This is a genomic window from Candidatus Saccharibacteria bacterium, from assembly GCA_016432585.1.
Taxonomy (GTDB): Bacteria; Patescibacteriota; Saccharimonadia; order Saccharimonadales; family Saccharimonadaceae.
The window spans coordinates 502,430-528,778 of sequence record CP066696.1 but is presented as its reverse complement, the minus strand read 5'-3'; the positions used below and the strand labels follow the sequence as shown (position 1 = coordinate 528,778).

General features: G+C 47.9%; 29 protein-coding genes and 3 tRNA genes. 13 read left to right on the top strand and 19 right to left on the bottom strand.

Features of this window, described 5'->3' with window-relative positions; all coding sequences use genetic code 11:
- The first annotated feature begins 19 nt into the window (after positions 1-19).
- The 4 genes from HZB75_02860 (at position 20) to HZB75_02845 (ending at position 3,425) form a co-directional block, all read left to right on the top strand.
- On the top strand, positions 20-529 hold the full coding sequence (locus HZB75_02860; protein QQG50454.1) for a hypothetical protein: 510 nt from the start codon (positions 20-22) through the stop codon (positions 527-529).
- A 1-nt stretch (position 530) separates the two neighbouring features.
- Positions 531-827 carry a hypothetical protein gene (locus HZB75_02855; protein ID QQG50453.1) on the top strand — a complete coding sequence of 99 codons (297 nt, stop codon included), beginning with the start codon at positions 531-533 and terminating at the stop codon, positions 825-827.
- Positions 828-896: 69 nt separating this feature from the next.
- Entirely contained in the window at positions 897-1,793 is an 897-nt protein-coding gene (locus tag HZB75_02850; protein QQG50452.1) for an ABC transporter ATP-binding protein, read from the top strand.
- Positions 1,794-1,796: 3 nt separating this feature from the next.
- Positions 1,797-3,425 carry an anibiotic ABC transporter gene (locus HZB75_02845; protein ID QQG50451.1) on the top strand — a complete coding sequence of 543 codons (1,629 nt, stop codon included), beginning with the start codon at positions 1,797-1,799 and terminating at the stop codon, positions 3,423-3,425.
- Positions 3,426-3,544: 119 nt separating this feature from the next.
- Here the strand turns inward: HZB75_02845 and HZB75_02840 are convergent, their stop codons facing one another.
- Positions 3,545-3,763: a hypothetical protein gene (locus HZB75_02840; protein ID QQG50450.1), complete on the bottom strand. Its 219-nt coding sequence runs from the start codon at positions 3,761-3,763 to the stop codon at positions 3,545-3,547.
- Between the two features lie 112 nt (positions 3,764-3,875).
- Between HZB75_02840 and HZB75_02835 the strand changes: the two genes are divergently transcribed.
- Positions 3,876-4,454, top strand: coding sequence for a YdeI/OmpD-associated family protein (locus HZB75_02835; protein QQG50449.1), 579 nt, complete (start codon positions 3,876-3,878; stop codon positions 4,452-4,454).
- Positions 4,455-4,506: 52 nt separating this feature from the next.
- On the opposite strand, the gene HZB75_02830 is transcribed toward HZB75_02835, so the two are convergent.
- The 5 genes from HZB75_02830 to HZB75_02810 all read right to left on the bottom strand — a co-directional run bounded on the left by HZB75_02830 (position 4,507) and on the right by HZB75_02810 (position 11,092).
- Complete coding sequence (locus HZB75_02830) at positions 4,507-5,670, bottom strand: quinone-dependent dihydroorotate dehydrogenase (protein ID QQG50448.1); 1,164 nt, start codon at positions 5,668-5,670, stop codon at positions 4,507-4,509.
- Positions 5,671-5,734: 64 nt separating this feature from the next.
- Positions 5,735-6,673 (bottom strand): mechanosensitive ion channel, encoded by a 939-nt coding sequence (locus tag HZB75_02825; protein QQG50447.1) that lies wholly within the window; start codon positions 6,671-6,673, stop codon positions 5,735-5,737.
- A gap of 54 nt (positions 6,674-6,727) precedes the next feature.
- Positions 6,728-8,722 (bottom strand): hypothetical protein, encoded by a 1,995-nt coding sequence (locus tag HZB75_02820; GenBank protein QQG50446.1) that lies wholly within the window; start codon positions 8,720-8,722, stop codon positions 6,728-6,730.
- 2 nt (positions 8,723-8,724) lie between these two features.
- Positions 8,725-9,450 carry an HlyD family efflux transporter periplasmic adaptor subunit gene (locus tag HZB75_02815; GenBank protein QQG50445.1) on the bottom strand — a complete coding sequence of 242 codons (726 nt, stop codon included), beginning with the start codon at positions 9,448-9,450 and terminating at the stop codon, positions 8,725-8,727.
- 1 nt (position 9,451) lies between these two features.
- The gene (locus tag HZB75_02810; protein QQG50444.1) at positions 9,452-11,092 is read right to left on the bottom strand and encodes a glycosyltransferase; all 1,641 of its coding nucleotides are present in this window, start codon (positions 11,090-11,092) and stop codon (positions 9,452-9,454) included.
- A 310-nt stretch (positions 11,093-11,402) separates the two neighbouring features.
- On the opposite strand from HZB75_02810, the gene HZB75_02805 reads away from it, so the two are divergent.
- From HZB75_02805 to rpmG, 7 genes are all read left to right on the top strand, one after another.
- The gene (locus HZB75_02805; protein ID QQG50443.1) at positions 11,403-12,554 is read left to right on the top strand and encodes a glycosyltransferase family 4 protein; all 1,152 of its coding nucleotides are present in this window, start codon (positions 11,403-11,405) and stop codon (positions 12,552-12,554) included.
- Positions 12,551-13,780: a glycoside hydrolase family 57 protein gene (locus HZB75_02800; protein ID QQG50442.1), complete on the top strand. Its 1,230-nt coding sequence runs from the start codon at positions 12,551-12,553 to the stop codon at positions 13,778-13,780. The genes HZB75_02805 and HZB75_02800 overlap by 4 nt, the downstream gene beginning before the upstream one ends.
- Complete coding sequence (locus HZB75_02795) at positions 13,773-15,725, top strand: glycoside hydrolase family 15 protein (GenBank protein QQG50441.1); 1,953 nt, start codon at positions 13,773-13,775, stop codon at positions 15,723-15,725. The genes HZB75_02800 and HZB75_02795 overlap by 8 nt, the downstream gene beginning before the upstream one ends.
- A gap of 28 nt (positions 15,726-15,753) precedes the next feature.
- Positions 15,754-16,422, top strand: a complete 669-nt coding sequence (locus HZB75_02790; protein QQG50440.1) for a hypothetical protein — start codon at positions 15,754-15,756, stop codon at positions 16,420-16,422.
- Positions 16,423-16,481: 59 nt separating this feature from the next.
- A complete protein-coding gene (locus tag HZB75_02785) occupies positions 16,482-16,757 on the top strand; it encodes a hypothetical protein (protein ID QQG50439.1) in 276 nt (91 codons plus the stop codon).
- Positions 16,758-16,804: 47 nt separating this feature from the next.
- Positions 16,805-16,880: transfer RNA gene (locus HZB75_02780), tRNA-Thr, on the top strand.
- An 83-nt stretch (positions 16,881-16,963) separates the two neighbouring features.
- Positions 16,964-17,170 (top strand): 50S ribosomal protein L33, encoded by a 207-nt coding sequence (gene rpmG / locus HZB75_02775; protein ID QQG50438.1) that lies wholly within the window; start codon positions 16,964-16,966, stop codon positions 17,168-17,170.
- A 136-nt stretch (positions 17,171-17,306) separates the two neighbouring features.
- On the opposite strand, the gene HZB75_02770 is transcribed toward rpmG, so the two are convergent.
- The 12 genes from HZB75_02770 to HZB75_02715 all read right to left on the bottom strand — a co-directional run bounded on the left by HZB75_02770 (position 17,307) and on the right by HZB75_02715 (position 24,729).
- Positions 17,307-17,392: transfer RNA gene (locus HZB75_02770), tRNA-Tyr, on the bottom strand.
- A 5-nt stretch (positions 17,393-17,397) separates the two neighbouring features.
- A tRNA-Thr gene (locus HZB75_02765) sits at positions 17,398-17,474 on the bottom strand.
- Between the two features lie 67 nt (positions 17,475-17,541).
- Positions 17,542-18,198: a tetratricopeptide repeat protein gene (locus HZB75_02760; protein ID QQG50437.1), complete on the bottom strand. Its 657-nt coding sequence runs from the start codon at positions 18,196-18,198 to the stop codon at positions 17,542-17,544.
- A gap of 9 nt (positions 18,199-18,207) precedes the next feature.
- The gene (locus HZB75_02755; GenBank protein ID QQG50436.1) at positions 18,208-19,029 is read right to left on the bottom strand and encodes an AAA family ATPase; all 822 of its coding nucleotides are present in this window, start codon (positions 19,027-19,029) and stop codon (positions 18,208-18,210) included.
- Positions 19,026-20,192 carry an RluA family pseudouridine synthase gene (locus HZB75_02750; GenBank protein ID QQG50435.1) on the bottom strand — a complete coding sequence of 389 codons (1,167 nt, stop codon included), beginning with the start codon at positions 20,190-20,192 and terminating at the stop codon, positions 19,026-19,028. Before HZB75_02750 ends, HZB75_02755 begins: the two co-directional genes overlap by 4 nt.
- 5 nt (positions 20,193-20,197) lie before the next feature.
- Positions 20,198-21,238, bottom strand: coding sequence for a tryptophan--tRNA ligase (gene trpS / locus HZB75_02745; GenBank protein QQG50434.1), 1,041 nt, complete (start codon positions 21,236-21,238; stop codon positions 20,198-20,200).
- A gap of 11 nt (positions 21,239-21,249) precedes the next feature.
- The gene (locus HZB75_02740) at positions 21,250-21,960 is read right to left on the bottom strand and encodes a succinylglutamate desuccinylase/aspartoacylase family protein (protein QQG50433.1); all 711 of its coding nucleotides are present in this window, start codon (positions 21,958-21,960) and stop codon (positions 21,250-21,252) included.
- Positions 21,957-22,397, bottom strand: coding sequence for a hypothetical protein (locus tag HZB75_02735; GenBank protein ID QQG50432.1), 441 nt, complete (start codon positions 22,395-22,397; stop codon positions 21,957-21,959). Before HZB75_02735 ends, HZB75_02740 begins: the two co-directional genes overlap by 4 nt.
- On the bottom strand, positions 22,348-22,569 hold the full coding sequence (locus HZB75_02730; protein ID QQG50431.1) for a hypothetical protein: 222 nt from the start codon (positions 22,567-22,569) through the stop codon (positions 22,348-22,350). Before HZB75_02730 ends, HZB75_02735 begins: the two co-directional genes overlap by 50 nt.
- Positions 22,570-22,580: 11 nt before the next feature.
- Positions 22,581-23,525 carry a hypothetical protein gene (locus HZB75_02725; GenBank protein QQG50430.1) on the bottom strand — a complete coding sequence of 315 codons (945 nt, stop codon included), beginning with the start codon at positions 23,523-23,525 and terminating at the stop codon, positions 22,581-22,583.
- Positions 23,526-23,685: 160 nt separating this feature from the next.
- Positions 23,686-24,522 carry an alpha/beta fold hydrolase gene (locus HZB75_02720; protein QQG50429.1) on the bottom strand — a complete coding sequence of 279 codons (837 nt, stop codon included), beginning with the start codon at positions 24,520-24,522 and terminating at the stop codon, positions 23,686-23,688.
- Between the two features lie 6 nt (positions 24,523-24,528).
- A complete protein-coding gene (locus HZB75_02715) occupies positions 24,529-24,729 on the bottom strand; it encodes a hypothetical protein (GenBank protein ID QQG50428.1) in 201 nt (66 codons plus the stop codon).
- Between the two features lie 62 nt (positions 24,730-24,791).
- Here HZB75_02715 and HZB75_02710 point away from each other — a divergent pair, with 62 nt between their 5' ends.
- Positions 24,792-25,880: a M20 family metallopeptidase gene (locus HZB75_02710; GenBank protein QQG50427.1), complete on the top strand. Its 1,089-nt coding sequence runs from the start codon at positions 24,792-24,794 to the stop codon at positions 25,878-25,880.
- A gap of 70 nt (positions 25,881-25,950) precedes the next feature.
- Here the strand turns inward: HZB75_02710 and rpsI are convergent, their stop codons facing one another.
- Positions 25,951-26,349, bottom strand: coding sequence for a 30S ribosomal protein S9 (rpsI, locus tag HZB75_02705; GenBank protein ID QQG50426.1), 399 nt, complete (start codon positions 26,347-26,349; stop codon positions 25,951-25,953).

Below are 26,349 nucleotides of genomic sequence, written 5' to 3'. Positions count from 1 at the left end.
ACTTTGCTACAATAGGTGTATGAAAACACGACAGAAAAACAATGCCGAAAAAGAATTCATTGCCGATCTTTTAAAAGAGCGTATCTACGCAACGCTTGCCCTGCTGGCTGTCCTTATTAGCATAGATAGCGATCACGTGTCCCCTATCAATGCAGGTTTTATTATTGTGGGCACAATCGTATCGCTATGGGCTGCGAGTATTGTGGCAACGCAAATGTCTCGCCGGATGGTTTTTAAGGATGAACTTGATCATTCGGAAGAGGTGAACCACCAAATCCGTCGCCATGCGCCAATGCTTGCTTCCCTCGTTTTTCCGCTGATTATGATTAGTCTTTCGGCTGTCGGGGCGGTGACGCTAAGCGCCGCGATAGACATTTCAATTCTAAGTTCGATGGCGCTTTTGATTGGGTGGTCGATCGGCTCGGCCCGATCTTTGGGCTCAAATCGTATTCCTATGCTTGTTCTTGTTGCGGTAGAGCTTGCAATTGGACTGGGTGTTGTTGGACTAAAGCTGGTAGTAGGACATTAATATGGCGAGCCAAGTTCAAGAAGAGGCTTTGAAGCGCCGATCCACGAAAAGTATTGATTCCCTTATGACTTTGGCGTCGGTCATTCACCCGCTTACGGCAATTCCGCAGGTATATTCTATCTACGTAACCCAAGACGTATCGGGGGTTTCGCTGTGGACATGGCTTGGGTTTATGCTACTTGGTCTTGTATTTTTAACGTATAGTATCGTGCATAAAATAAAGCCACTTATTCTTAACCAGATTCTGTGGTTTATCGTAGATTTCCTTGTGGTGATCGGCATTATTATTTATTCGTAAAACAACCCCAGGTCTAGTATTGAGCTTACGCTAAAGCTATAATGTAGGCATAAATGAGGGTAAAGCTACATGTCTGATACGGTTGCAATTGAAATTAAAAATTTAGTTAAAGAGTTTGGCCAAGTAAAAGCATTAAACAAACTGAATCTCAAGGTTAATACCGGTGAGGTTCATGGGTTTTTAGGGCCAAATGGCGCAGGAAAATCAACGACTATACGTATAATGCTAGGGCTTCTACGTAAAAATGCCGGCGAAGTAACGCTGCTTGGTGGCGATCCGTGGCGTGACGCGGTGCAGCTTCATAAACGGCTAGCGTATGTACCTGGCGACGTCGATCTTTGGCCGAATCTTTCTGGTGGCGAGGCGATTGATCTACTCGGCCGGCTTCGTGGAGGATTAGACGCAAAGCGTCGCGCAGAGCTTCTCGAGCAATTTGATTTAGACCCAACGAAAAAGTGTGGGACGTACTCTAAGGGAAACCGTCAAAAAGTGGCAATTATTGCTGCCCTGGCATCGGATGTAGAGCTGTATTTACTCGACGAGCCAACATCGGGTCTCGACCCTCTTATGCAGGCTGTTTTTAACGAGCGCGTTTTACAACTTAAAAATGCAGGTAAAACAATTCTGCTTTCAAGTCATATTCTTGGTGAGGTTGACACGCTATGCGACGAAGTGACTATTATCAAAAAAGGTGAAACGATCGTATCCGACAAGCTGTCGTCGCTTCGTCACCTTTCGTACGCGACCGTATCTGTCGTCACCAAAAGCCCGATAAAGGGGCTCGATGCACTTGCCGACGTAACAGAAGTTTCGGTCAAGGGCGACCGCACAACGTTTAAGGTACGCAATGGCGGTCTTGGCGAGGCACTGACGCTGGTGGCGAAGTTTGGCATGCATAGTATTCATAGTGCTGAACCGTCGCTGGAAGAGCTGTTTATGCATCACTATGCAGCAAAGGAGTTGTAGTAGATGTCGGTATTTACAGGTACAGGCAGGCTGTTCGGCGCTGCACTTCGACGTGACCGAATAAAACTACTGGTTTGGATAGTGGGTATCGCTGCTATTCTTATTCCATCGACGCTAAGCGTTAAGGCGGTCTACGAGACGCCCGAAGAGATTATGGGGTATGTTGCAGCCTCGGCGGTGAGTGTTGCCGCCCGGGCATTTAACGGCCCTGTTCTTGGTGCTACTCAAGAATCTATTATGCTCACAGAAACATTCACATTCTTTACCCTGTTTGTAGCGTTTATGAGTACGCTTTTAGTGGTTCGCCATACCAGGGCTGAGGAAGAGGCTGGGCGCACCGAACTAATCGGGAGCGCGTCTGTTGGGCTATACGCGCCGCTTGCCGCTGCCCTTAGTCTGGCATTTTTGGCAAATCTGCTGATTGTAGGTGTCGTTACGACTGCCTATATGGTCTGTGGTCTGGCTTTTGATAGCTCTCTTCTTGCCGGTCTTGCTATGGGGGCGATGGGTATGGTGTTTGCCGGTATCGCTGCGATCGTGGCGCAATTAACACAGACATCGCGGGCAGCGAACGCGATCGCTGGGGGTTCGGTAGGCTTCTTCTTTTTGCTACGTGCCGTGGGTGATGCTTTTGGCGAAGTTCAGCCCGGGGGATTAGAAGTTAAGAGTGGTCTTGCGACGATGTTCTCCCCAATGGGTCTTGCACGCGAAGTCCAGCCATTTATTCGAGATAATGTCTGGCCGCTTGTAGTGCTTGCTGTCACCTTGTTTGTTGCTATAGGCTGCGCACTGTTTCTCCGCTCACGTCGCGATCTTGGATCTGGTCTGTTTCCTGCGCGTCGCGGGCCGGCATCGGCTAAAGCCAGCTTGTCGAGCGCTTTTGGCCTAGCATTTCGCCAGCAGCGCGGCCTAATTATAGGGTGGTCTATCGGTGTTGCCGTTCTTGCCGTGGCGCTTGGTTCTATGGCGCAAGAAGTTGCCAAGATGACTTCAAGCAGTAAGGATATGGCAGAGATGATCGCTCTTTTGGGCGGTAGCGAAAATCTTACCAACGCCTACCTAGCCTTCTCTATGTCGTTATTCGGCGTAATGGCTGTGGGTTATGCAGTTCAAGCCATGCAAAAAATTCGCTCAGAGGAAGCCGAGGGACGCTTAGAGTTGGTTTTGGCAGGTAGCGTCAGGCGTCAGTCGTGGATACTTAGCCATATGGTTATTACGGGGATTGGCGGCACGATTCTTGTTTTAATCGCGGGAATCGCAGCTGGTGTGACTCACGGTATTATGTCGAACGATCTTGAAACTCAGGCGTTTGCACTGATTCAGGCAGGCTTGGTTCAGATTCCGCTCGTACTACTGTTTGTGGCGATCGTCGCTTTTCTGTTTGCGGTACTTCCAGCGATAAGCAACGCACTTGCCTGGACATTCTTTGCTGGAAGTTACGCAATAATGCAGTTGGGCGCATTGCTAAAATTACCCGAATGGGCTATTAACCTCTCGCCGTTTACACATATCCCCGCCATACCGGCCGAAGAAATGACCTGGAGTCCTATTTTGTGGATACTTGCGGTCTCTGCGGGTGCTGCGATTATGGCGGTTGGTCTGTTCCGTCGCCGCAATATTACGACAACCTAAATATGCTAAAAAATGAAGAAACCCCGCTGGCAGCGAGGCTTCTTCACTAATGCGAAAGAGCCTCAAGCTGTTATTTGCGGGGTTGCAGAACGCTGGGTGCGTCTGCTAGGAGGAAGGACTTACCGCGCGCCGCGCAGGTCGAGCGAGACGGTGAAGCCGCTGTCGTTGTAGCTGGCGGTGATGTCGCGCACCTTCTGGTGCATGGCGGGCGGGAACGTGCCCGTCACCGAGATGACGCTGCCGCTGGCAGTAACGTCGATGTCGCTCACGCCGTTCAGGGCCCCGAGCTTCCGCTCGATGCCGTCCGCGACGTCGTGAACCGACGGTTCAGGCTTCATAGTGCCACTCCTCGTAACGATGAGACATGCTGGACGCACGTCTCGTTATATCTTTTATAGCATATAAAGACCTGTTTGTAAATAGGTCTGCGAGGTGTGATATCATTAAAAAATGGATAAGCAAAGCCACGATAAGTCGATACTATTTTCAACTGATAAAGATTGGGAGATATGGCTGTCGCAACATCATGCACAAGTAGATGGTGTTTGGATGAAAGTGGCTAAAAAAGGAGCTGAGGCTAAAAGTATTGCTATTGGCGACGCGCTCGATATCGCACTTTGCTACGGATGGATTGATGGCCAGCGCCGCGCCTATGATGACACTTACTACTTGCAAAAATACACGCCGCGTCGTCCAAAAAGCCTGTGGTCAAAGGTAAACATTGCAAAGGTCGAGGCGCTTATAGCGGGCGGGCGCATGCAAAAGCCAGGTTTTGAGGCTATCGAGGCGGCTAAGGCGGATGGTCGCTGGCAAGCCGCTTACGCATCGCAGCGCACGGCAACGATGCCACCCGAGCTTGAGGCGGCATTAAAGAGAAGTCCGAAGGCGAAAGCATTCTATGATACCTTGAATAAAACAAATAAATACGCTGTAATTTGGCGACTCTTAACAGCAAAAACCGAAAAAACCAAAAGCGCTCGACTGCAAAAAATGATAGATATGCTAGAAGATGGAAAAGCCTTCCATTAAATTGTCGGCCGCATTTGTTCAGCCCGCTTTTGCTTTACGTCACCTAGCCTAATTAGGTTTGATTCTTTGCTGCGGCACCAGGCCCGATTGAAACCGCTACGCCTACTGCTTCGCCAATATTTGTGAGCCCATCCTTTTTTAGCAGAGCAACGAGTTCTTCGTTTATCTGCCCTACCATTTGGGGGCCTTCAAAAATCATGCCTGTGATAAGTTCTACTAGATTTGCGCCATACTTTATCTTTTCGTATGCGTCGGCTGCATTAAACACTCCACCTACGCCAATGATAATAAAATGATCGCCGTATGCTTGCCGTGTCCGAAAAATAAGATTGTTAGCGATCGCCGCACTTGCTGCGCCACTGATCTTCCCTTTTACGCTACCAGGCAATGGGTCTTTTAGCTCTATTTGCTCGCGGTAAACAAGGTTCGAAATAGTAAGGCCCGCAATGGAGTGTTTTGCGGCCACATCGGCTAGCTTTTTAAATTCTTTCCACGGTAGATGAGCCGGCATTTTTATAAATACTGGAGCACTCAGTCTAATTGCGTCGACGGCCGTTAAAAGTTTTTCTAGAAGTTCGGGTGTGGTAAATGGCTGACCACCATAGGTGTTTGGACAAGAAATATTGAGGGTGTAGATATCACCTAATTTCGCTCGTTTGAGTGCCTTTAGACTGCCAATATAATCGGCAATCGCCGCCGTCTCAGAGCAAGCGTCGGGTGAATTTGTTTTTGCAACAGATATGTTGAGTGGAAAATCAGTAAATGTATTGACCAGATATGCAGCTAGCCGACTAATAATTCTATCAACCCCTTGATTAGCTAGTCCGGCATTTACAACGAGGCCTTTTGTTTTTGGCAATCGGTGAAACCACGGACCGGGGTTGCCGGCACATTCGTGCAGCGTTAAAGACCCGCCCTCCATAAAGCCGAAGCCCACTGATTTAAGAAGCGGAGGCAGCTGAAAGTTTTTATCGAAGCCGGCTGACAGACCGATCGGGTTGCTAAAAGTAATTCCGTGAATAGTTTGAGAAAGTGCCTTTGGGTTTTGGTACGCCCAAGCGCCGCGCAGTATGTGGTTTGTTAGTTTACTTCGTTGAATAACCGAACCTGTGCGAATGAGGCGACGATGAACACCATCCGGGTGAAGCTTGAAAAGCAACGGTTTGGCGGCATGTTGATATAACTGCTTGGTGGCGTGACTGAGAACGTGGTGCATGTACGCCTAGTTATAGTGCGTGACGTCGTTTCGCGCAATGACCTGCGTCACAATCTGCGCTAAGTTAGTCCTTTTTAAGACGAACGGCTCGTTTAAAGCGTCGGTCTGCCACCGAATCTGCATAGCGCGCGATCGGCTCTTGCGTAAATAGTCGATCGGGCTTCTTTTTGTCTTCGTCGACATCTTTTATTGCATTAATAAAATAGTTTTCAATAAGCCATTCACGACCCGGAGGTGTTTCGCCAACGACGGTAATGCGCCACAGGTCATCGTCCCAGCGTTCCGCGTATTTAATACGAAGTGGCCGCGCAAGGAGTGTTGGGCCAGTAGGAATCGTGCCGATGATTTTCTCGATAGCCTTTTCAGCTTTTGCTCTGTCGCGAGTGAACACATCGACAGCAATCGTACGAACGCCCCGCGGTGTGACATGAACTGCCATGATTTGTTGGTTATGCACCCACACTACTTCACCGCTCAGGCTTCGCAGGCGTGTTGAACGTAGCGTAAAGCGTTCAACAACGCCAGATACATCGCCAAATGGTTCGATCTTGATAAAATCACCAACATTAAACCACTTTTCGGCAATCATGGTGGCGCCCGCCGTGACGTCGCGAAGTAATATACCTACCGTTTGACCGGCGATAACAACGAACACCGTTCCGGCACCGATAGCGGCGATACTAATACTGTCGCCCGGGCTAAAAATTCTCCACGCAATAAGACCAACCACAATAACCAGTCCGACACGCACCAAAGCTATAGTGATGCTTAGATAAGTTTCTACTTGCCTGTAGCGTATGATCTGCTCTTCGTTCGACTCGTTGTCGGTGCGGGTTGCGACAATCTGAGCAATGCGGACAATACCCTTGGCTATAAACTTGCTAAGCCAGTACACAACAACAATTGAGGCGATAAGAATAAGCACAGACCGGTACGAATTAGGTTGCGTAAAGAACTTTTGGATTTCCAGTGAGAATGCATCGAGTTGTTCTTGTAATGGCATAGTATATTCATTTTATCGTAAGCATTACAAAAACGATATAGTGGTATTTGCTAATTAACCTTGACTCATCACCCATGCATACATATAACTGCGCGAATTAGCACCATCAATAAATTCATCGGGCAGTGACGATACGTTTTTTATACCTATCGACTTGTCTTTGAGAGAATTGTACATCAAAATGTAATCACCAAACTGAATATTATAGTTTGCGGTTTGACCCACCGCCTCGCTGACATGAGTTTGAATACGATCGTCGTACGCGGAAAGATATACGGAGGTGGGATTCATTGGGATTAAGAGGATACCTAGCATGGCTGACGGGCTGGCGCTAAAGAACGTTGCGTAGTCACGCTTTCCTCCCCAGTTTAAGGGAATGATAGAGTGGTTGTAGTTGGCGTAAGGCGCTTTTCTTGTATCAATACTAAACCAGTACTCTTTTGCGGCGTGCACTTCGGTACTTAGCATCCACTTTGCTTGAGTGGCAAGCTCTGTGTTGTTAGTTTGCTGCGCCCATAAGACGGTAGCCGTCCAGGCGTGTATGGCTTCGGATGTAGACTCTTGGTTATTGCCGTCATCGAACGGTGCGCTGCCAGATGCCCATGAATGGCCAAAATAAGGATCGAAAATGCGACGTTGTGGCAGCTGTTCGTCGGTGCGGTAGTTGGCGACATCGGCCACGAGGAGATTGATCATAGGTGTGTATTCGTCCTTGAAGTCGGGGTCGTATTTTGCAAGAATGGCGGCGGCATAAATAAAATAGCCATAGTGAAAATGATGATCGTTAAACTCTTGTGATCCAAAGGAGGCCGTTTCGCCCACTATGCCGTGAACCTTTGTATCGTAGTAAAAGTATTTATTTGCTCGGGCGGTACTGGCGGCAAGCCACGTCGTCAGCTCGTTGTATAGCTTCTCCTGAATAGAAGAGGCAATGTTCTCTTCGCCTAATTGTTTAGCAAGATCAAAAAGCTGCGCACTCCGGTATAGCGCTTTGCCGCCAAAATATGTATCCGTGAAGTCACCTAGCTTCGTGCTATTTATGTCACGACGAAGTGTATCAATAAGAAGCGTTTTCTCCGCGCTATCAATACGATGTAGATCGAGTGATGTGGCGACTGGCGTTTCTGGCACCGAAAACGAAATCTTATTCATGTCGTAAAAACGCTGTTTGCCATAGAGCGTCTCGAGGCTAAAAAGTGTGGGATCGCTAAGGGTTTGATGAGGTAGCAACCCGAATACTGACGGCTGATGATTGTGCGTGTCGAGCGAGATGGTTGTTTGATAAGTATTACCCGATTGTTGATAGGAGACGTCCGTGCCGGTAACTCGGTTGCCTGCGCGTCGCGAGAGTGGGTCGTCCGACGAAGTGCCGGGTAGACCATAAAATGTTGCTAAGCTTCCCGAAGGCAGTGTTGCCTCTGTTTTATCACTGCTCGAATCGAGAGTTGCTCCGTCGAACACTGCTGAAACAAGCTTCGATGTCGATGTCGTAGTGACGACGGTTTGTGACTGAGAAGTGAAGCCACTCCCGGACTTTAATACCAGTTTGGTATTGTTTATTGCATGGAAATATATATATGGCGACCCGGCTGTAATGGTTACTGTTCCAATTGGCGTCGTGTCGTTTCGATACGTTAGGTCAACACTCAGTTCGTCGTATCGTGTCACTTGATAGTTTGTCGCTCCAGGAATTTCAGCGGTCATTTGTAACTGTCGTGATGCGAACAATGTGTTTGGAGATGAAGTTACGGTAGGTAGGCTGATCGCAAAGAAAGATTCACTTGGGGTGAATGCGAGTGGAGTGGAAAACACGGTCTTTGGTATCTTTTGAAGAGCCAGTCCACTAAACCATTTATTGGTCGGCGGAATAAGGCCGTCTGCTAAATGGCTCGTGTCGATTCCGCTCGCGTCTTTTTGTGGAAGAGTTGCTATAAGCGCCGTATCGGTAAACGACTGCACCGAAGCTGGCCAGGATTTAAATATTAGGTACGCAATACTACCAGTAGCGCTAACGACCAAAAAAAGAATGATGAGCCGAATGTGCTTCATGGCTATCCGCTCGTTGGGCGAAATAGCGATTGAACCGCTTCACTAATCCGGCTGTACCAGGTTGTTGTGTCCAGAAAAAGAACAGTCTCGACGGGTGTGCCAATAGAAAACGCCACTCGGTTAATATCGGCATTTGTTACGCGCGCACGAATAGTTGTCATAACCTCCTTATCGACTGTTTCAAGCGATATATCGTATACGACACCTTCAAGGGTTTTGTTGTCGGGTAGGGTTATTGCGATCTTGCTGTTTTTATTAATACGAGCGTAATCTGGTGCCGATAATTTATAGGTTGCACTTACGTAGAGCCCATTCTCGACATTCACAATTGCAAGGTCGCTGTTGGCGGGAACGAACGCACCTTGGCGATAGTTAATAGTTTGCACTTGCCCATTTGCCGCTGCCGATACAAGAACTCGACCGTCATTTGTCGCGGTGTAAAGAAGCGACGATTTGGCAACTTCGTTGTTTCGGATTGCCTCGGCGAGGGTTGAGCTGCGGATTTCGAACAAAGGATCACCCTTTTTTATGTAATTACCTTCATCGATAAATTGTTTTTCTACGATACCCGAGTAGTCGATTCCTACGGTAAAAGTATCAGAACTAAGCTGAGCGTCGACAGAGGCCACCCGGGACATCGAGTAGTCAAGGTAAACGAACAATGTGGCGCAGAGGAGACTCACGAACATTATGCCGGTAAAAAAGGTTAATCGGTTGGCTGGCTTCATATTATGCTTTCTTTGTTATATATTTTAGGGTTGCTGGCTTGCGGCGCATTTGTGATGATTCGCGGAGGGCTGCCAATATAAAGTAGCCGAACACGAACGTATTAAGGACGCACCAGGCGATCGAGATCGAGAATTCTTGCGTGTACATACTTTTCCAAATACCCACGACGGTTGTGAGAAGTAAGAAAATAAAGATGTACGTTTGCATGCGGATATAGTTGAATGGCGAATCATAAGAGTCGACACGGTTAGTTGCCTGCCAGGCCTCATCTTTGCCGCGAAGCACGTTAAAGAACGCCTTAATATAAATAGGAAAAGATGCCGCCGATAGTATGAGTGTCTCGGCTTTAAAGCCGCCCATTGTATAAATTGATAAGATAATTTGTGTTACATAAAAACCCGAATACAGAAGGATCCATTGGTAGAGCGGGATATCGATCGCTATAGGCGTGATATTAAAATATATTTGCAGGGCGGGTAGTAAAAGTAACGTCGAAACCGCGAACCCATTAAAATAAAACGCAGTCGTGCCAAGATACTGAATACGCTGGTCTGCGGTGAGTTTTTTGTTGAATAGCGGATTATGCTGCAAAAATATCTCAAAACTGCCCGTCGCCCAACGAAGTTGTTGTTTCGAGTAAGCTTTGATTGTTTCGGGCGTTTTACCAACGGCAAGAACCTTATTAATATAAACCGACTTAAACCCATGCTCGTGCAGGGTCATGGAAGTCCAAATATCTTCCGATTTTGATTCAAAGTAGATGCCGCCGATAAGCTCGATGGCGCTACGACGAAAAATAACATTTGTCCCTACGCAAAATGCTGCATTAAAACGGTTCTTTCCCACCTGTACTAGCGAGTAGAAAACATGCTGCATAAAGCTAGCGGCTGTTGATACGAAATTCGTTTGGTTGCTATAGTACTGCGGCGTTTGTACGAACGCAACAAGGTCATCTTCAAAGAATGGTAGTGTTTCGTAAAGAAAATATTTATCCGCTACAAAATCTGCATCTAAAATAACAAAAAACTTGCCTGTCGTATGAGACAGCGCGTAGTTGATATTACCCGCCTTCGCGTGTGTGTTTTGCGGACGCCGAATATAACGCACGCCGATATTTTCAGCCATACTTTTAACATCATCAGACTTACCGTCGTCGAGAATATATGTCATGTGTTTACCGTACATGTCGCGCGCGGCTATTGCGGTTTCGCGAACCTCATCGATGTCTTCACCATAGACCGGGATAAAAACGTCAACCGAGACAGGCTTTTCCTGTATGAATAGTTGCTTCATCCGTGATGTTGCTATCGGGAGGCTCGACAGCTGCTTAGCTGCTACTTTGCTACTAGCGCCAAACAAGCGATCTTGAGCATGATGGTAATTAAAGTGACGTGGATTGAACCGTCCGCTGAGAATTGTCCAAAAAGATATAATACCGTGAGTGATAAGGAACAGCTCAGCCAGAATTACCATACAATAAGGTAAAAGATCGCCACGGTAGGCAGGCTGCAGAAGAAATATCATGTAGATAATTGCGCCAACGGTTGCCGAGGCAAGAATGAACGTCACTGTTGGTGACGTAAGTTGCTTCTCTAGAGAAAGGGCATCGGACTGAATGGTATTTGCGGTTGGCTGTTTCATAAATGTGCGGTTCTGTAAATGATTTAAATCACAGTTTCGTAGAATTTGTTGTGATTATAACATACCAACAGAGAATATACAATTAATTTTCATGATAATTGGCGCGATACTTTTTATGTTTATGTAACTTTCTGACATCTATTAAACCTAGGCATAAGCATTGTCAAAGACGCCTATCCTGAGTATACTGGTGGCAGTAAGGAGTACGAAAAGCAAAGACAACTTTGCTGTTAGCGTTATGAACATATTGATGCTCGGGTGGGAGCTCCCTCCTCACAACAGTGGCGGACTAGGCGTCGCATGTCACCAAATGGCCAAAGCATTGGCTATTGAAGGCATGTCGATTGATTTTGTTGTTCCCTACGAGGCGCATCATCCAGATTCTGACTTTATGACAATTCATGCCGCCACAAAGCTCGAGCCTTTAGCAAAATACGGGCTTATGGGCGCGTACGACAGTAAATATCTTCGCCAGCTTGGCCTCGATGAAGTAGACAGTAACGACTTAAATGACCTTCGCGGTGTTCAAAAACGCTATGTGCAGTATGTCGAACAGCTGGTAAAAACCGTCCACCCTGATACAATTCACGCTCACGATTGGCTTACTATGGAAGCCGGTATGCGAGCCAAAGAGCTCACCGGCGCGCCGCTTGTTGTTCATGTACATGCAACCGAGTTTGATCGCTCAGGCGAACTTTCGGGCAACCCAATCGTGCACGATATAGAGTACCAAGGCCTTATGATGGCCGATCGTATCATTGCAGTGAGTAATATCACTAAAAATATCATTATACATAAGTACAATATACCTGCAGACAAAATAGAAGTGGTGTATAACGCAATCGATATTGCGAGCATGGGAACTTATGATTACGATTTTAGCACGTACAAGTACCTCGAATCTCTTAAGGAAGAGGGATATACAGTGGTCGTAGCAGTAACAAGATTTACGATTCAAAAAGGCCTTACTCATTTTATACGAGGTGCTGCTCGTGCGTGTGAACGTATTGATAAGCTGGTGTTTTTGCTGGCTGGCGACGGCGAACAGCGCGACGAGCTGATTGAGCTGAGTGCCGAACTAGGCATATCCGACAAGATTTTCTTTACAGGGTTTGTTCGCGGCAAGCAGTGGCGCGATGCCTACAATATTGCAGACGTTTTTGTGATGAGTTCGGTAAGTGAGCCATTCGGACTAACGGCGCTCGAGGCAGCACACCACGATACGGCACTTATTATCACCAAGCAATCGGGTGTCGGCGAGATCCTTCATAACATTTTTCGCTACGACTTTTGGGATACTGATGTTTTGGCCGACCAGCTGGTTGGAATTGCCACTTCCCCATCGCTTGCCCGCGCGCTAAAAGACAACGTAAAGCACGAGTACGCGCAGATTTCATGGAACGATGTGGCGCATCAGTGTATCGATACCTACGGCAAAGTAAGAGTTAAGGTTGCTGCATGAGCAAACGCGGCATTGTTCTTTATATGCATGTTCACCAGCCGTGGCGTGTGCGCAAATATAGTATTTTTGATACTTCAGAGCACCATGATTACTTTGATGAATCCGATACATCGACCGATAGGAATAACGAAAAAGTTCTTCGCAAGGTAGCCGATAAGTCGTATCGCCCTATGAACGCGCTACTCGAAAAGTTGCTCAATACTCATCCTGAATTCCGCGTATCACTAAGTATTACAGGCACATTTATGGAGCAAGCCGAAAAATGGGCGCCAGATGTCCTAGAGAGTTTTAGGCGTCTTGTCGATACTGGTCGTGTCGAAATCGTTTCCGAAACGTACTATCACAGCCTCGCCTTCTTTTATAGTCTCGAGGAGTTTGAACGACAGGTTCGTATGCACCGCGATAAGGTTCGCGAATTGTTTGGTGTAGAGACGAGTGTATTCCGTAACACTGAGCTTTCGTATAACGACAGCTTGGCTAAATGGGCAGATGAATACGGTTTTAAAGGTATTATGGCAGAAGGCTGGGATCCGATTCTTGAGTGGCGTAGCCCTAACCATGTCTACAAGCCGGTTGGTACCGATAACATTAGTCTTCTTCTTAAAAACTATCGCCTTAGTGACGACCTTGCCTTTCGCTTTAGCAACCAGGCATGGGAACAGTGGCCACTCACCGCCGATACCTACAACTCGTGGATGAATGACTCAATCTCATCTAGCCCGCTCATAAACCTCTTTATGGACTATGAGACATTCGGCGAGCATCAATGGCAAGACACGGGAATTTTTGATTTCTTCGAGCATTTTATCGGAAAGTGGCTGTCTAACTCTGAAAATACATTCTATACGGTTTCCGAGGCAATCGATACGCATAAACCCGAGGGTGAAATAAGCATGCCGCACACCGTAACGTGGGCAGACACCGAGCGTGACCTCACGGCCTGGCTGGGTAACGACATGCAACAGGAGGCGCTGCGACACTTGTACGCGCTCGAAGACGATATTGTTCGCAGTGGTGACGCCGAATTGATCGCTGACTGGCGTAAATTACAGACTTCTGACCACGTTTACTATATGTGCACCAAATGGTTTACCGACGGCGATGTTCACGCTTACTTTAGTCCTTACGACTCGCCGTACGATGCGTTTTTGTATTTCATGAACGCGCTTCGCGATGTTCGTTACCGGTTGTTTGAATATCGTAAACACGGAGGTTTTCATGGCTAGACCTATCGTACTTAGTAATGGTGAACTTCATGTCGGTATAAATAAATACGGGCTTGTTCACGATTTTTACTATCCGTATGTAGGCCTCGAAAACCATGCGGCTGGCAAATCGCTGCGGCATCATATTGGTGTTTGGGTAGATGGCCAGTTAAGCTGGCTCGACGACGATGAATGGACGTTCCAGTTCCGTTATCCGCACAATGCCCTTATCGGCCACACGATCGCCCGAAACGACCGCTTAGGCATACTGTTAGAGCTTGATGACGTGGTTGATTCGACAATCAGCGCCTTTTTACGTAATATCCATGTGGTTAACCTTCGAGCAAACGAGCGTGAGGTGCGGCTATTTATGCACCAGGCGTTTGTTATTGGTGATGCCAGAAGTAATACCGATACGGCGCAGTACTTGCCAGACAGCGATGCAATATTGCATTATCGTGGGCGCCGCGCATTTATTGTATCGGGAACCGTTGCCGGAAAACCCTTCGATCAATATACGGTCGGACTTTTTGGTATCGAAGGCCGCGAGGGTACGTACCGCGATGCCGACGACGGCGAGTTGAGTATGTGTGCTGTCGAACACGGCCGAGTTGATTCAACGCTGCGATTTAGAATGCTTATTGGAGCACATAGCTCGGAACGAGTTAATTACTGGATTGCCGCGGGAACGTCAACTCGTGAGGCATTGTTTATTCACAAGCAAATTCGTGAACAAGGGTTTGCAAAACACATTGAAGACACTGCAAATTGGTGGCATAAATGGCTCGAGCCGGCGCAGCATGTTGCAAACAAGATTGCCCCAGAATACCGTGAGAGTTTTCTAAAAAGCGTCATGATTATAAAGTCGCAGATCGATAAGCGCGGGGCTGTGATTGCAAGCACCGACACTACCATGCTCAATTACTCGCGCGATGCCTACGCCTACTGTTGGCCGCGCGACGGTGCATATGTACTGTGGCCGCTTATTCGCATGGGGTATTTCGATGAGCCATATCGCTTTTTCGAATTTTGTCGGCGCGGAATGCATCCAGGCGGGTTTCTTATGCATAAATATAGGGCTGATGGGGCGCTTGGTAGTAGTTGGCACCCCTATGTGCACGATGACGGCCATACTTCGCCGCCGATCCAGCAAGACGAAACAGCGCTCGTACTGTTTGTGTTTGCACAGTTCTATCACATGCATCCAGAGCCACGTTTACTAAATGAGTTCTATCACACTATGGTGGCTCCTATGGCAGATTTCTTGACAAATTATATCGAAAGCACCACTGGCTTGCCACGTGCCAGCTACGACTTATGGGAAGAGCGCTACCTTACAACAACCTACACGACTTCTGTTGTGTATGCCGCCCTTCTCGCGGCAGCTGACCTGGCAGAAATTGCAGCAGATTCAGACAAGGCGGTTATGTGGCGCTCGCGTGCCGATGATATTTTGCAAGCTGCCCACAAGCACCTTTACAATAGCGAGCGCAAAGCGTTCTATAAAGGGCTGTTGGTAAAAAACGGCACTATCGAACACGACGAAACGCTCGATATGTCGAGCATATTCGGATCGTTCATGTTTGGTTTGTTCCCCGTAGGAAGCGATGAGCTAAACGCGAGCATCGACACGATGATGCGCACTTTCGGGGTGAACGACGGCGCAATAGGTTTGCCTCGTTACGAAAACGACAATTATCGCCGTGTCAGTAACGATGTTACGGGTAACTGGTGGTTAATTTCATCATTATGGCTTGCCCAGTATTACCTCGAGACCGATAAAACCGACAAAGCACACGAAATCACTGCCTGGGTGCGGGACCACGCTACAAGTACGGGTATTCTGTCTGAGCAACTAAGTCCTATCGATAATTCGGCAGTGTCTGTGGCGCCCCTTACATGGAGTCATGCAGAATATATTGCGACACTCCTTGATACAATAACCGAGAAAACGGCAAATGGATAAGAGAGCACTCCTTAAACATGGGCGCTATATGATGAAGGCCTTTGTTCCGGCGAAGGTACTGCAATCGCGGCTTCATATGCGCGCGTTCATGCAATTTGCCGACAAATTTGGTCTGGTGTACTTTGGCTATGTCGACCAACGAAGTGACGATCACCGGCTTATCCGTGGCTTAACGCTTTCGGCAAATCATCGCGATAATCACTACTGTATCGGCGACTACGACGGCTACGATATTATGCTGGTTGAGCGTGTTGATACTCTAAAATTTCCAGGCAAGCCCGCAAAACAGCATGACTGGATAATTATGACGTTCGACCTCCATACCTCGCGCGATATTCCTCATACATTTCTTGGACTTCATACCTACAGTGAAACATTCTATGCACATCTGTTTACGAAGTTTTCTCACCTATCAAGAGCTCCTTTGGGAACATTCGGTGCGTACTCCTCGGCGTTTGTAAACAGATATGCAATTTATACCGAACCCGCGCATGCTCTTGAGATAGAGCGCCTACTGAGTCCGGAGATTACTTCTACGATTGCCAATGATTTCGGGAGCCTTACGGTAGAAATTACCGACGGCTGCCTGTATCTCTACGCAGAGCACCAGCGTCCTACGACGGCTTTTCTTGAGCGCATGCTCAAGCATGGTCTCTGGCTTTCTAAGGCTCTCGACGAACGAATCAAACAGATATAAAATTGACATTTAAACTATTTAGTGCTAAAATAGTACTATTAAGTCAATGAGGATTTGTGATGTTTGAATCTATTAAAGAAACCCTTGTCACCTGGAACAGTAAAAACGACGAGCGTGCCAAGTTGCAACAGGCATACTTGGCGATTGCTTTCGTTATGCTAATCATCGCTGGCATTATTGGTCTACTAAATCGTGACCTTGGCCAGAATCTACTGCTTGTCGCTATTATTAGCGCTGGCATGTTCCTTGTGAACGCTGTGGTATGGTCGCTTTTGCAATCTGCACTGTTTGCTCGTCTTTCGGTTCGCCGCGCTACAAACACGCGCAAGAAGTAATCGTACTTGGCATAAATACCTCTTTTTGGTACAATTAACCGAGGTACGCCGCGATAGCTCAGTTGGTAGAGCGCATCCATGGTAAGGATGAGGTCCTGGGTTCAAATCCCAGTCGTGGCTCCATTTTTAGTGTCCACCTCTAGTAATTATGATATTTTCATGCTAGAATAAATATAAGAGCAATAATAAATCTAAGTGAGTAAGTAATGGCAAAGAAGAATACAAAGCGCAAACTAGTTGGTCTTGTAAGCGAACTTACGGGTCACCGTAGTTACTACACCACCAAGAACGTGCAAAACACCACCGAAAAAATCCGTATCCGCAAGTACGATCCAATCGCACGCGTTCACGCGTTTTACGTTGAAACCAAAAAGAGCCTCGGCCGCAACGAAATCAAGCCTCGTAAGAGCTAATTAATCCTGCCACTTACTCTTCTCCCTGTCGATCCGACGGGGAGTTTTTTGTTGGTTTGTTTTGAAGGCATATATATTGCTGATACATCCCCATAAAGTAAAAAGCCTTGCGTCGTAAGACGAAGGCTTTTTACTATGGTACTGGGGGTAGGATTCGAACCTACGAAGGCGAATGCCGACAGATTTACAGTCTGTTGTGTTTGACCGCTTCACTACCCCAGCGCACGTGGAGCCGCTTTTCGGACTCGAACCGAAGACCTGCTGTTTACAAAACAGCTGCTCTAACCAACTGAGCTAAAGCGGCGTAAAATTGCGCGTGGTACAGATACAAGTGTACTGTAATTGATAAGTATTTTCAAGTAGTTTTAGAGCTACATAACCTTGCGTTGCGGGCGGGACATTCGAGGTTTTGGTGGTGCTTGCGGAATAAGCATTTTCGTTGCCTTAGCGCGAAGCTCTGCCGCTAGTTCTTGCTGATCATTACGATCGTAGGCGTCGGCAAGAATATTAAGTGTTTGTGGCGATTCATCTATCTCGACGGCACGCTCAAGTGATTCAATCATCTTTTTATTGCGGCCAAGCTTCTCTTGTACTTTTGCGTAGGCAACGTGTCGTGCGGCCAGGTCGCTTTCCATGGCCAGGGCTTGCTCAAAGGCGAGCGCCGCTTTTTCGTATTGCTTTGTTTCGTAGTAGATAAGTCCAACGTTATGAAGACTACTTGCGCTTGGCTCTAGGCTTTGGGCGATCTCGAAACATTCGATAGCATCTTTGAACGCCTGTTGTTTGGCATATAAAATACCGAGGCGATTGTAGGCGGTGGCGTTGCGCTCATCGACGCGCAAAATAGTAAGCAGGGCTTTTTCGGCGCGCAAATATTTTTTATCACGCAAAGATTCCTGCGCAACATCCCACAGCTGCTCTAGCTTATCGGATATTTTGAGTGGTAAATCTGTAGCAACTTCGGTGATGGTTTGCTGTCGCAATACGGCCCATGCGCCAAAAGCTGCAATCAGTAAGATTCCTAACATATACAAGTATTATACCACGAACCGGGCGAGCTGAAGCGCTATATTGTGGTTTGCACTGATACGTTCACGGGTCTCCAGTAGCTTATCGAGCTGTGTAATAAGCTGTTGCTGAGGCTTGGCGCTAATACTGCGGCGAAGAATCTGCAAGGTGCTGTCGATAAATTGAAGAGCCTCGGCCCTATCGGTGCGGTATTTTTGTACGATAACAAGACGACCGTATTTATCGGCTTGTAAAAACGTGCGGGCGTCGCCGATAATTCGGGCACGCTCTTTAAAATACTCGTCGTCGGCCACAAGGCGCGATATTTCCGCCGGTAAACCCTCGGCAATAAATGACAGCTGGGCTTTTCGTGTCGGATCGCTAATTCCAAGGCTGGTGATATGCTCGGCCGTTTGTGCTGGTGTTGCTGGTTGAATATGAGAATGCTGAACGCGCGAGCGAATCGTTTGCAATAATTTCTGGGGCGCATGCGCCGTAAGAATAAAATGAATATGTGCATTTGGCTCCTCGAGAAGCTTTAAAAATGCATTTTGGGCGCCGTGGCTCATGCGATCGGCGTTATCAATAACGATAACTTTGTCGGTGGTGTGCTTTGCTCGTGTTTGTTCGTAAAGACTGCGCACCATTTCGACGCGGATTGTGCCGTTTTCATCGGCGTTTTCTTTTATGTCCTGAGGGTGAAGCTCTCCAGCAAAACGTTTGCCCGCTAAATGCTTGGCGATAGCATAAAGCCCTACCCCCTTTTCGCCGCTAAGTAGCACTGCCTGGGGTAATTCTTGCGCCAGTTGATCGAGCTTTTTTTGCGACGATGGATGAACAATTAGGGTCATAGCGAGGTGTTAGGAAATTTGGCTTTGAACTCGGCAGGAAGCGGCGCGTCAAAAACCTTGCGGTCGCCTGAAGGAATGGTTACTTCAAGTTTGTAAGCGTGCAAATAAAGCCTGTCGGCTGGTTTGCCGTATACGCGGTCGCCAACAATCGGGTTGCCAATGTACGACATATGAACGCGCAGCTGGTGCGTGCGGCCAGTGACGGGTCGAAGTTCTACAAGACTCTCCGTGTCATTTGCATCGAGCACGGTATAGTTTGTGGTGGCAACTTTTCCCTTGGCGTCGACACGAAACGTGCTTGGCGCAGACGGATTACGACCAATTGGGAGTTCGATTTTTGCGGCGTCTTGCTTTAAGACGCCTTCGACAACTGCAATATATGTCTTTTTAGTCTTGCGATCGGCGAACTGTTTTTGCAGCATTGTTGCAGTTTCGGGGTTGCGTGCGCCAATCATGATTCCACTCGTGTCGCGATCCAACCGGTGAACGATGCCTGGGCGGTTTGTGTCGCTATTGTAGGTAGAATAACGACGGAAAAAATCAGCCACACTGAACTCTTCGTTCATTGCACCTTTTGAGTGCGTTAATACGCCGATAGGTTTGTTAATAACAATAACGTTTTCGTCGATATAAACAATCGGTAGTTCATGCTCACTATAATCTGCTGCGTCAGGTGTGTGAACGGCAATGTTGTCGGCATCGGTAGCAGCAAACTTTGGTGATGTCTGTACTTCGCCGTTCACACTTACATGGCCAGCTTTGATACGCTTTTGCCATGTGCTGCGCGAGATATCTGGGTAAAGCGACGATAGAATATTATCGAGTCGTTTTTTGTCTGATTTTACGGCAAACAGGTAGATTTCCTTGCCTTTGAACGGCAGACCGAATGTTGCGGTAGAATCGTGTGGGTTCTCTAGAATATCACCGATAACATCTTGCTTGTCGGTGCGAATTTGCTGAAGAATATATGCTTCGTCGTCTTCGGCGGTGTCGTCGAACAAAACGTAGAATTGACGCTTGTTGTAGCGAAACGAAATTAGCGTGTTTTTTTCGTGTGGGTTCGAAAACTTTACATGTTCGATATGACGCGGGACGTTATCTTCGTTTGCTAGTTCAAAGCGACGTAAAATCGCCAGAATATCCGAGCTTGAAACTTTAACCATAGTGTTTAGACCTCTTTCGGGCGCAAGCCGACGGCTTGTTGGGCGCGAAGAAGGGTTGCATTTGCGGTTGTTGTAAGTGTACGTTCCGATGCTTCAAGCTTTTGCAAAAGCTCGGCGTCGTTTATTGCTGCTAGACGGGTTTGGAACTCCGCTAGGAACGCTTCCATTTCGTTTGCGACGACCTTTTTAAAGTCGCCGTAGCGAGTTTGACCCTCGAACTCTGCAATAGTTTCGGTAAGCGGCTGGCCGCGCAGTAGCGACAAAATCTCTAGCAGGTTGCTAATGCCTGGCTGCTTTTCGCGGTCAAAATGAATCTCGGCTAAGTCATCTGTCGTTGCCGACATGATTTTTTTAGCAGCTTCGCTTGGTTCGTCACCCAAAAAGATAACGCCCTTGCCTGAATCGTCGCTTTTGCTCATTTTTTTGGTTGGCGTTACCAAATCTTTAATGCGAAGTCCCTGGTCTTTGCCAAAAAATGCGTGCTGCTCTTTTACGGGTTTTGGCACCGTAAAGATATCGCCAAAACGAGCGTTCATGCGCTCGCCAATATCGCGGGTGAATTCGACATGCTGGCTTTGATCGTCCCCTACTGGAACGTACTCGGCGTTGTAAAGCAGTATGTCGGCCGCCATAAGCACTGGGTAGTTGAATAAGCCAACGCTCGTACGATCTGCGCCAATCGAAGCGGACTTGTCTTTAAATTGGATCATGCGTCCCATCTCGCCGAATCCTGTAAAGCAATCCAAAATCCACGTTAGCTCGCTGTGGGCTGAAATGTAGCTTTGGCGGTACAGGTAGATGCTGTCGTTGTTTAGTGGCAGGCCGGCGGCAACGAATAGTCGCGCGTTGTGTAGGATTTGGTCGTATAGCTGCGCATGGTCAATCGGTGTTGTAAAACTATGCAAATCAGGAATAAACATGTTGATTTGATAATCGGCCGATTTTTGCTTGGCCATGTCGATCATTGGCAACATTGCGCCAAAATAGTTACCTATCGTGAGGTCGTTGTTGGCGCGAAGGCCGGTAAGAATAGTTGGTTTTGTCATAGCTATCCTTATTATACCTTACAAACGCGTACCTTGTACGCTTTAAAGCCCAGATAGTCTGTCTGTTTTTTATATGAGTTTTCGCCTACTAGTACGGGGTAAAAGCCGAGTGGACTGTACTCGAAGTTTTTGAGCGTTTTTGCTTGTTCGCTAGTGATTGATTTTTTGCGTAAAAGGTCGTCAATTTTGTATACTTTTTTGGGTAAATCGTGCGCTTTATTTTGTATAAAACGCAGCAGATCATCGCAAAGTTGCTCGAGTAAATCGGTCGTAATTTCGTTTCTATTTACTTCTACCGAAATGCTTTTGCTATGGACGCCGATAAGCGATGTTTTTACGATATCGTGGCTCATTTCTACAACCGTTTCGATAGAACTGGCGCGCATAAATCGCTGCAAATCGGGCGTGATGCCAGGGGCAATAAGGCATGGCACTTGCTTGCAGGTAGTGGTATGTAAATCAAGTACAAGGTCGAAATCTTGCTGCTGTATATAGCGCAAAATTGCCGTCGCTCTGCGCTCTTCGTAGGTTGTGTTTTTACCGTTATAGCTGCGATTCAAATCCGATTCTGTATAGCGCACATTTTGCCTGCGCGCCCGTAGATTGGCGTTTTTGTGCGTTATGTACGGCAAAAGTTCCGTGCGTTTATTTTTAATATGTGCGTACAGTTTTTCGCCCAGCAGTTCGTTGCCGTGTTGCGAGCCTAAAAGTAGAATTTTCATCGTTCACCTCCTGTTAAATCAACGCTTACCGCAAGCGCCGAGTTTTTATTGTCTAGCATAACGCAGCGCTCTTGCAGTATCTCGCCGTTGTACTGGCGCGTAGCAGGATCGAATGTTCCATAAAGGCCATCGGGCGCGTAGCGGTCTATGTGATAAAGGACTCCGTCGTGCACGGTGGCGTGCTGTAGGGTGGCCGCAATGCGTTCTGGATCGCTATGCCGTAGAACGTCGTCTACCATGCCAACATTACCCAGCACACGCAGTACCGATGGGTTTCGCGTGTAGGCGGTTAGGCGGTCGGGCGTGTGCTCGCGCACAAACTCGCCCACCAAATGCGTGCCGATTCCATGCTGCTGCACATTCGGATCCACAATAATCCCGGCTAGCTCAGCTGCACGTCCGCCAAAGTAATCGCCGGTACGCGGCGAATCCAACAAGCTCCTTATCCATGCGAACGACTTGTAAATAGTCGGCGCTTTCTAGGTGCGCCTGGGTGTCGGCGTAATTATGCTCGTCGGCCTCGCGGCCAAACCCGGCGGCCGTAAGTCGCGCGGCAGCCTCTATGTCTTGCTGCGATAGTTTGCGTGGTTTTTCGAAATTAAATGACATCGTAGTTCTCCTTATACTCGCACTGCGAGTGATTGCTTAATTTTTGCGAGGGTAATTGCGCCCTCTACTGCTGTTTCAAATGGCATAACTGGGTCGGTCGGGCTGACTGCACTGCTTGCTTCGGCGAATATTCCGGCGGGTGCTTTGCCCGTGCGTTCGGCGATTTCTATCGTGTGTTCCATGCACTCGATTTGCCCCTCGACTGATTTTCCAAACTTTCCGTTCGGATCGTGCGCTTGTTCGCCACCGTGCGCCCAGTCTACCAGCAAGCGTCCGTTCGTTGCCTCGTGGGCAAGCAAGTATTGCTCTTCCCATGCTTCGGGATTTGTGGCGTTTAATCCGCCGCGGAACAGTAGTATAGCCCTTGCGCCGACACCTCTGCGTAGTGTCTCTATCATCTCAACATCCGCTAAGGCTGGTGCTATATCGCCGTCAAGACCGTTCTTTACCGCTACAGGTAGCGTAGGGTCGTATAGCGCCAACGCTTCGGTGAGAGCAGGTTCTTCGTGGTTGCGGCCACCTTTCCAGGCGAGTGTTGTGTGATCGCCGTAGCGGCTAAGATGTCGCGGATCGGTGCCTATCTCAACCGCCATGTTCGCCGTGTCGTGCGAGCGTTCTACCATGATTCGGTATGCTAGTTCGGGGTCGGTCGTCTCGAGGCCATGCCAATCTTCTTTGCGAGTGCGTGGCTTCCATACGGGCGCACGGTAGAGTGCTAGCAGGTCAGGATTCTCGGCGCTTACCTGCGTGAGGCGCCGGGATTCGTGGGCAATAATCGCCTCGGCATTTGTCATGGCGCACGGGCCAATCACGGCAAGTAAACCTGTGCTGTACTCGCCTATTAGTCCGGCGGCGCGCATACGTTGTTGCAGTAGTAGTTCGTGGTGGTCGGGCGTGCGCGGGTGCCTGCGCGCTAACTCGTGAGTGGTTGGTTGTATAGGGGCTCGTTCAGCCATCGTATTGTTCCTTGTCGTTAAAATATTAAAAAACCGCCTTCTGGCGGTCTCTTCTATATTTTCTAGATTGTGTTAAAAAACACGGAACAAACCGCCAGAATTACTGTCGGTAAACCAATAGTTGCTGTTGAAATTGGTTTGAATGTTCATAGTGTTGTCACTATAGCATATCTTTTATGGTGTGGCGAGGCTTTTTTACTTCCTCTTCTAGCGCGTGGGTGATAGCCGGAATAAACGCGCCACGTATTTCGTGCGAGGCAATAACGCTTGAGACCGTAATATTTGAGTTGGCTTTGGCAAGGTATTTTAGGTTGCGCGCCACAACAACCGGGTCGAGCTTGCCGTAAATAATTTTTGTCGGTACTGAAAGCCCGGTGGCGTCTTGTAGCGACGTTTGGTTAATAATACTCGATTCTAACGCGTTCATGTAGGTATCGGCGTTGTCTTTACTGAGGTTAAACGAGGCGTTTACGAGCCCAAGTTTTACTGCCAGCATCGAAATCTGCACAAATTGCTCCGGGTACCTGCGCGCAGTGCGGTAAATATCGCGCAGGATTTTGTCGCTGCTTGGTAGTAATATACGCTTTGTCTCGTCTACCTTATAAAACGGCGGGCTGCACAAAATAAGTGAGCGTACGAGCAGCGGATATTTTTTGGCGATCTCTACGGCGATCAGCGACCCCAGCGAATGCCCTACTATGATAACTGGCCCATGAACGCGTAACTTTAAGAACGTCGCAATTACTGACCTTGCTTGCAACCGAGCATTATACACCGCCCAGGGCGGCCTATGCGAACTGCCAAAACCCAAAAGATCTACGGTAATAACCCGTAGATCGCTTGGTAGCCGCGACACGACATCGTTCCATGCCTCGCCACTGTTGCCTATGCCGTGAATAAATAATATGGTTGCGCGCGGTTTTTTAACGCGCTGGTCGACGCGCACGTTCAATGTGTACGGTATTTTTAGCCACCGATGAACCAGCTCGTCCCACATTATTTATTACTTTTCGTTGTTTTCGCCGCCAAAGAACTGGCCGGCAATATCCGCAGGATCTTGCGGAAGCTGCTCGGTAGCGCCCTGCACTTGGTCTTCGACCTGCGCTTTAGCGTCTTCGGCTGCCTGAGTAGCAGAGTCAACTGCGTCCTGGCCGAATCCGGTTAGTTCTGATGCTTGTCCTAGTAAATCGTCAAATAATCCCATATATCTATTGTAGCATCATTATCTAGGATCAAAAAAATGGCGCAAGATGTATAATGAAGCTAATGAAGACCGAGGCTTATTTGCAGCTTGCGAGGCTAGTCGCTATGCCGACTATTAGCGATGATACTAAAGCAAATGAAGCAGCTCTTGATTATATAGAGTCGTATCTTTCTACGCGAGGTATGTATTGCAGGAGAGATCGTTTCAATGGCCACGGCACCCTACTTGCATCTACTCGTAGCGATAACTTACAAAATCCTACTGTGCTACTAACGGCTCATGTCGATGTCGTAACTGGGAGTGATAAAGTGTTCCTACTCCGACGAAGGGGCGATAAGCTCTATGGTCGCGGTACTTATGATATGAAATTTTCGATCGCGGGATATCTTCAGTTGGTGGATGAGCTTCAAGAGGATCTGAGTAGCTATGATTTCGGCATTCTTATCACGACCGACGAAGAAATTGGAAGCGAGAGTTGTCTGCGACTCGTTGAGGCCGGACTGCGCCCAGGTGTTTGTATTATGCCCGACTCCACAGCTCCGGGTTGGGATATCGAAACCGTAGCAAAAGGGTTCTGGCGCTTTGACCTAACGGCTAAGGGAAAGGCGGCGCACGGTGCTAGGCCTTGGGAGGGCGACAGTGCGTCGTTTAAGTTAATCCATGCCCTGCATGAGCTAAAGACGCGTTTCGAAAATCATCACGAGGGGACTGATTCGCTCAATATCGGCAAGATTAACGGAGGTCACGGATATAACGTCGTGCCGTCCGAAATGACAGCTGCAGTGGAAATACGCTATTTAAATAAAGAAAACCTGAAGGCTCAGCGCGATATGATTGACGAGCTCTGTCGTAAATATGACCTTCATTTTGAAGAACAGTCACTCGGCTCTTCTGTCCTAACCGATCTTAATCATCCACTTGTTAAAAAGTACGTCGAAAGTGTTGAGGGGGTAACCAGTAAAAAGCCATTGCCGTTTATATCTTGCGCCGCCAGTGACGCTCCTCCATTTTACGATGCAGGCATCACCTGTATTCTTTCGTGTTGCGTGGGTGGTGGGCATCATGGCGAAGACGAATGGATCAGTCTCTCTAGCTTTTTGCAGTTCGTGCCTATTTTGCGCTCGTTTTTGGACTCCGTGGCGCGCAAGTGAGTATACTATGTGAGCGTGAAAAAACAAAAAACTCCCCGATAAGAGGAGTTGTTTTGTATCTTGTAGCAGATTAACGCTTTGAGTACTGTTCGCGCTTGCGAGCAGAACGAAGACCGTATTTCTTGCGTTCTTTTTCGCGTGGGTCGCGGCGTAGGAACTCGGCTTTTTTAAGCGTAGAGCGGAGGTCGGCGTGACCAACGGTCAATGCTTTGGCGATTGCAAGTTTGATTGCATCTACCTGGCCGGCAAGTCCACCACCCTTTACTTTTACAGTAACATCGAACTCTTTTTGCTTGTTAACGAGCGCAAGTGGATCGGTAACTTCGGCAAGAAGGGCTTTGTTTTCTGAAAGGTATTGAGCAGCTGGCTTGTCGTTGATCGTGACCGTACCCTTACCTGCGTACAAACGTGCGCGGGCGGTAGCGGCTTTACGACGACCAAGTCCGTAGAAGTATTTACCTTCAGCCAT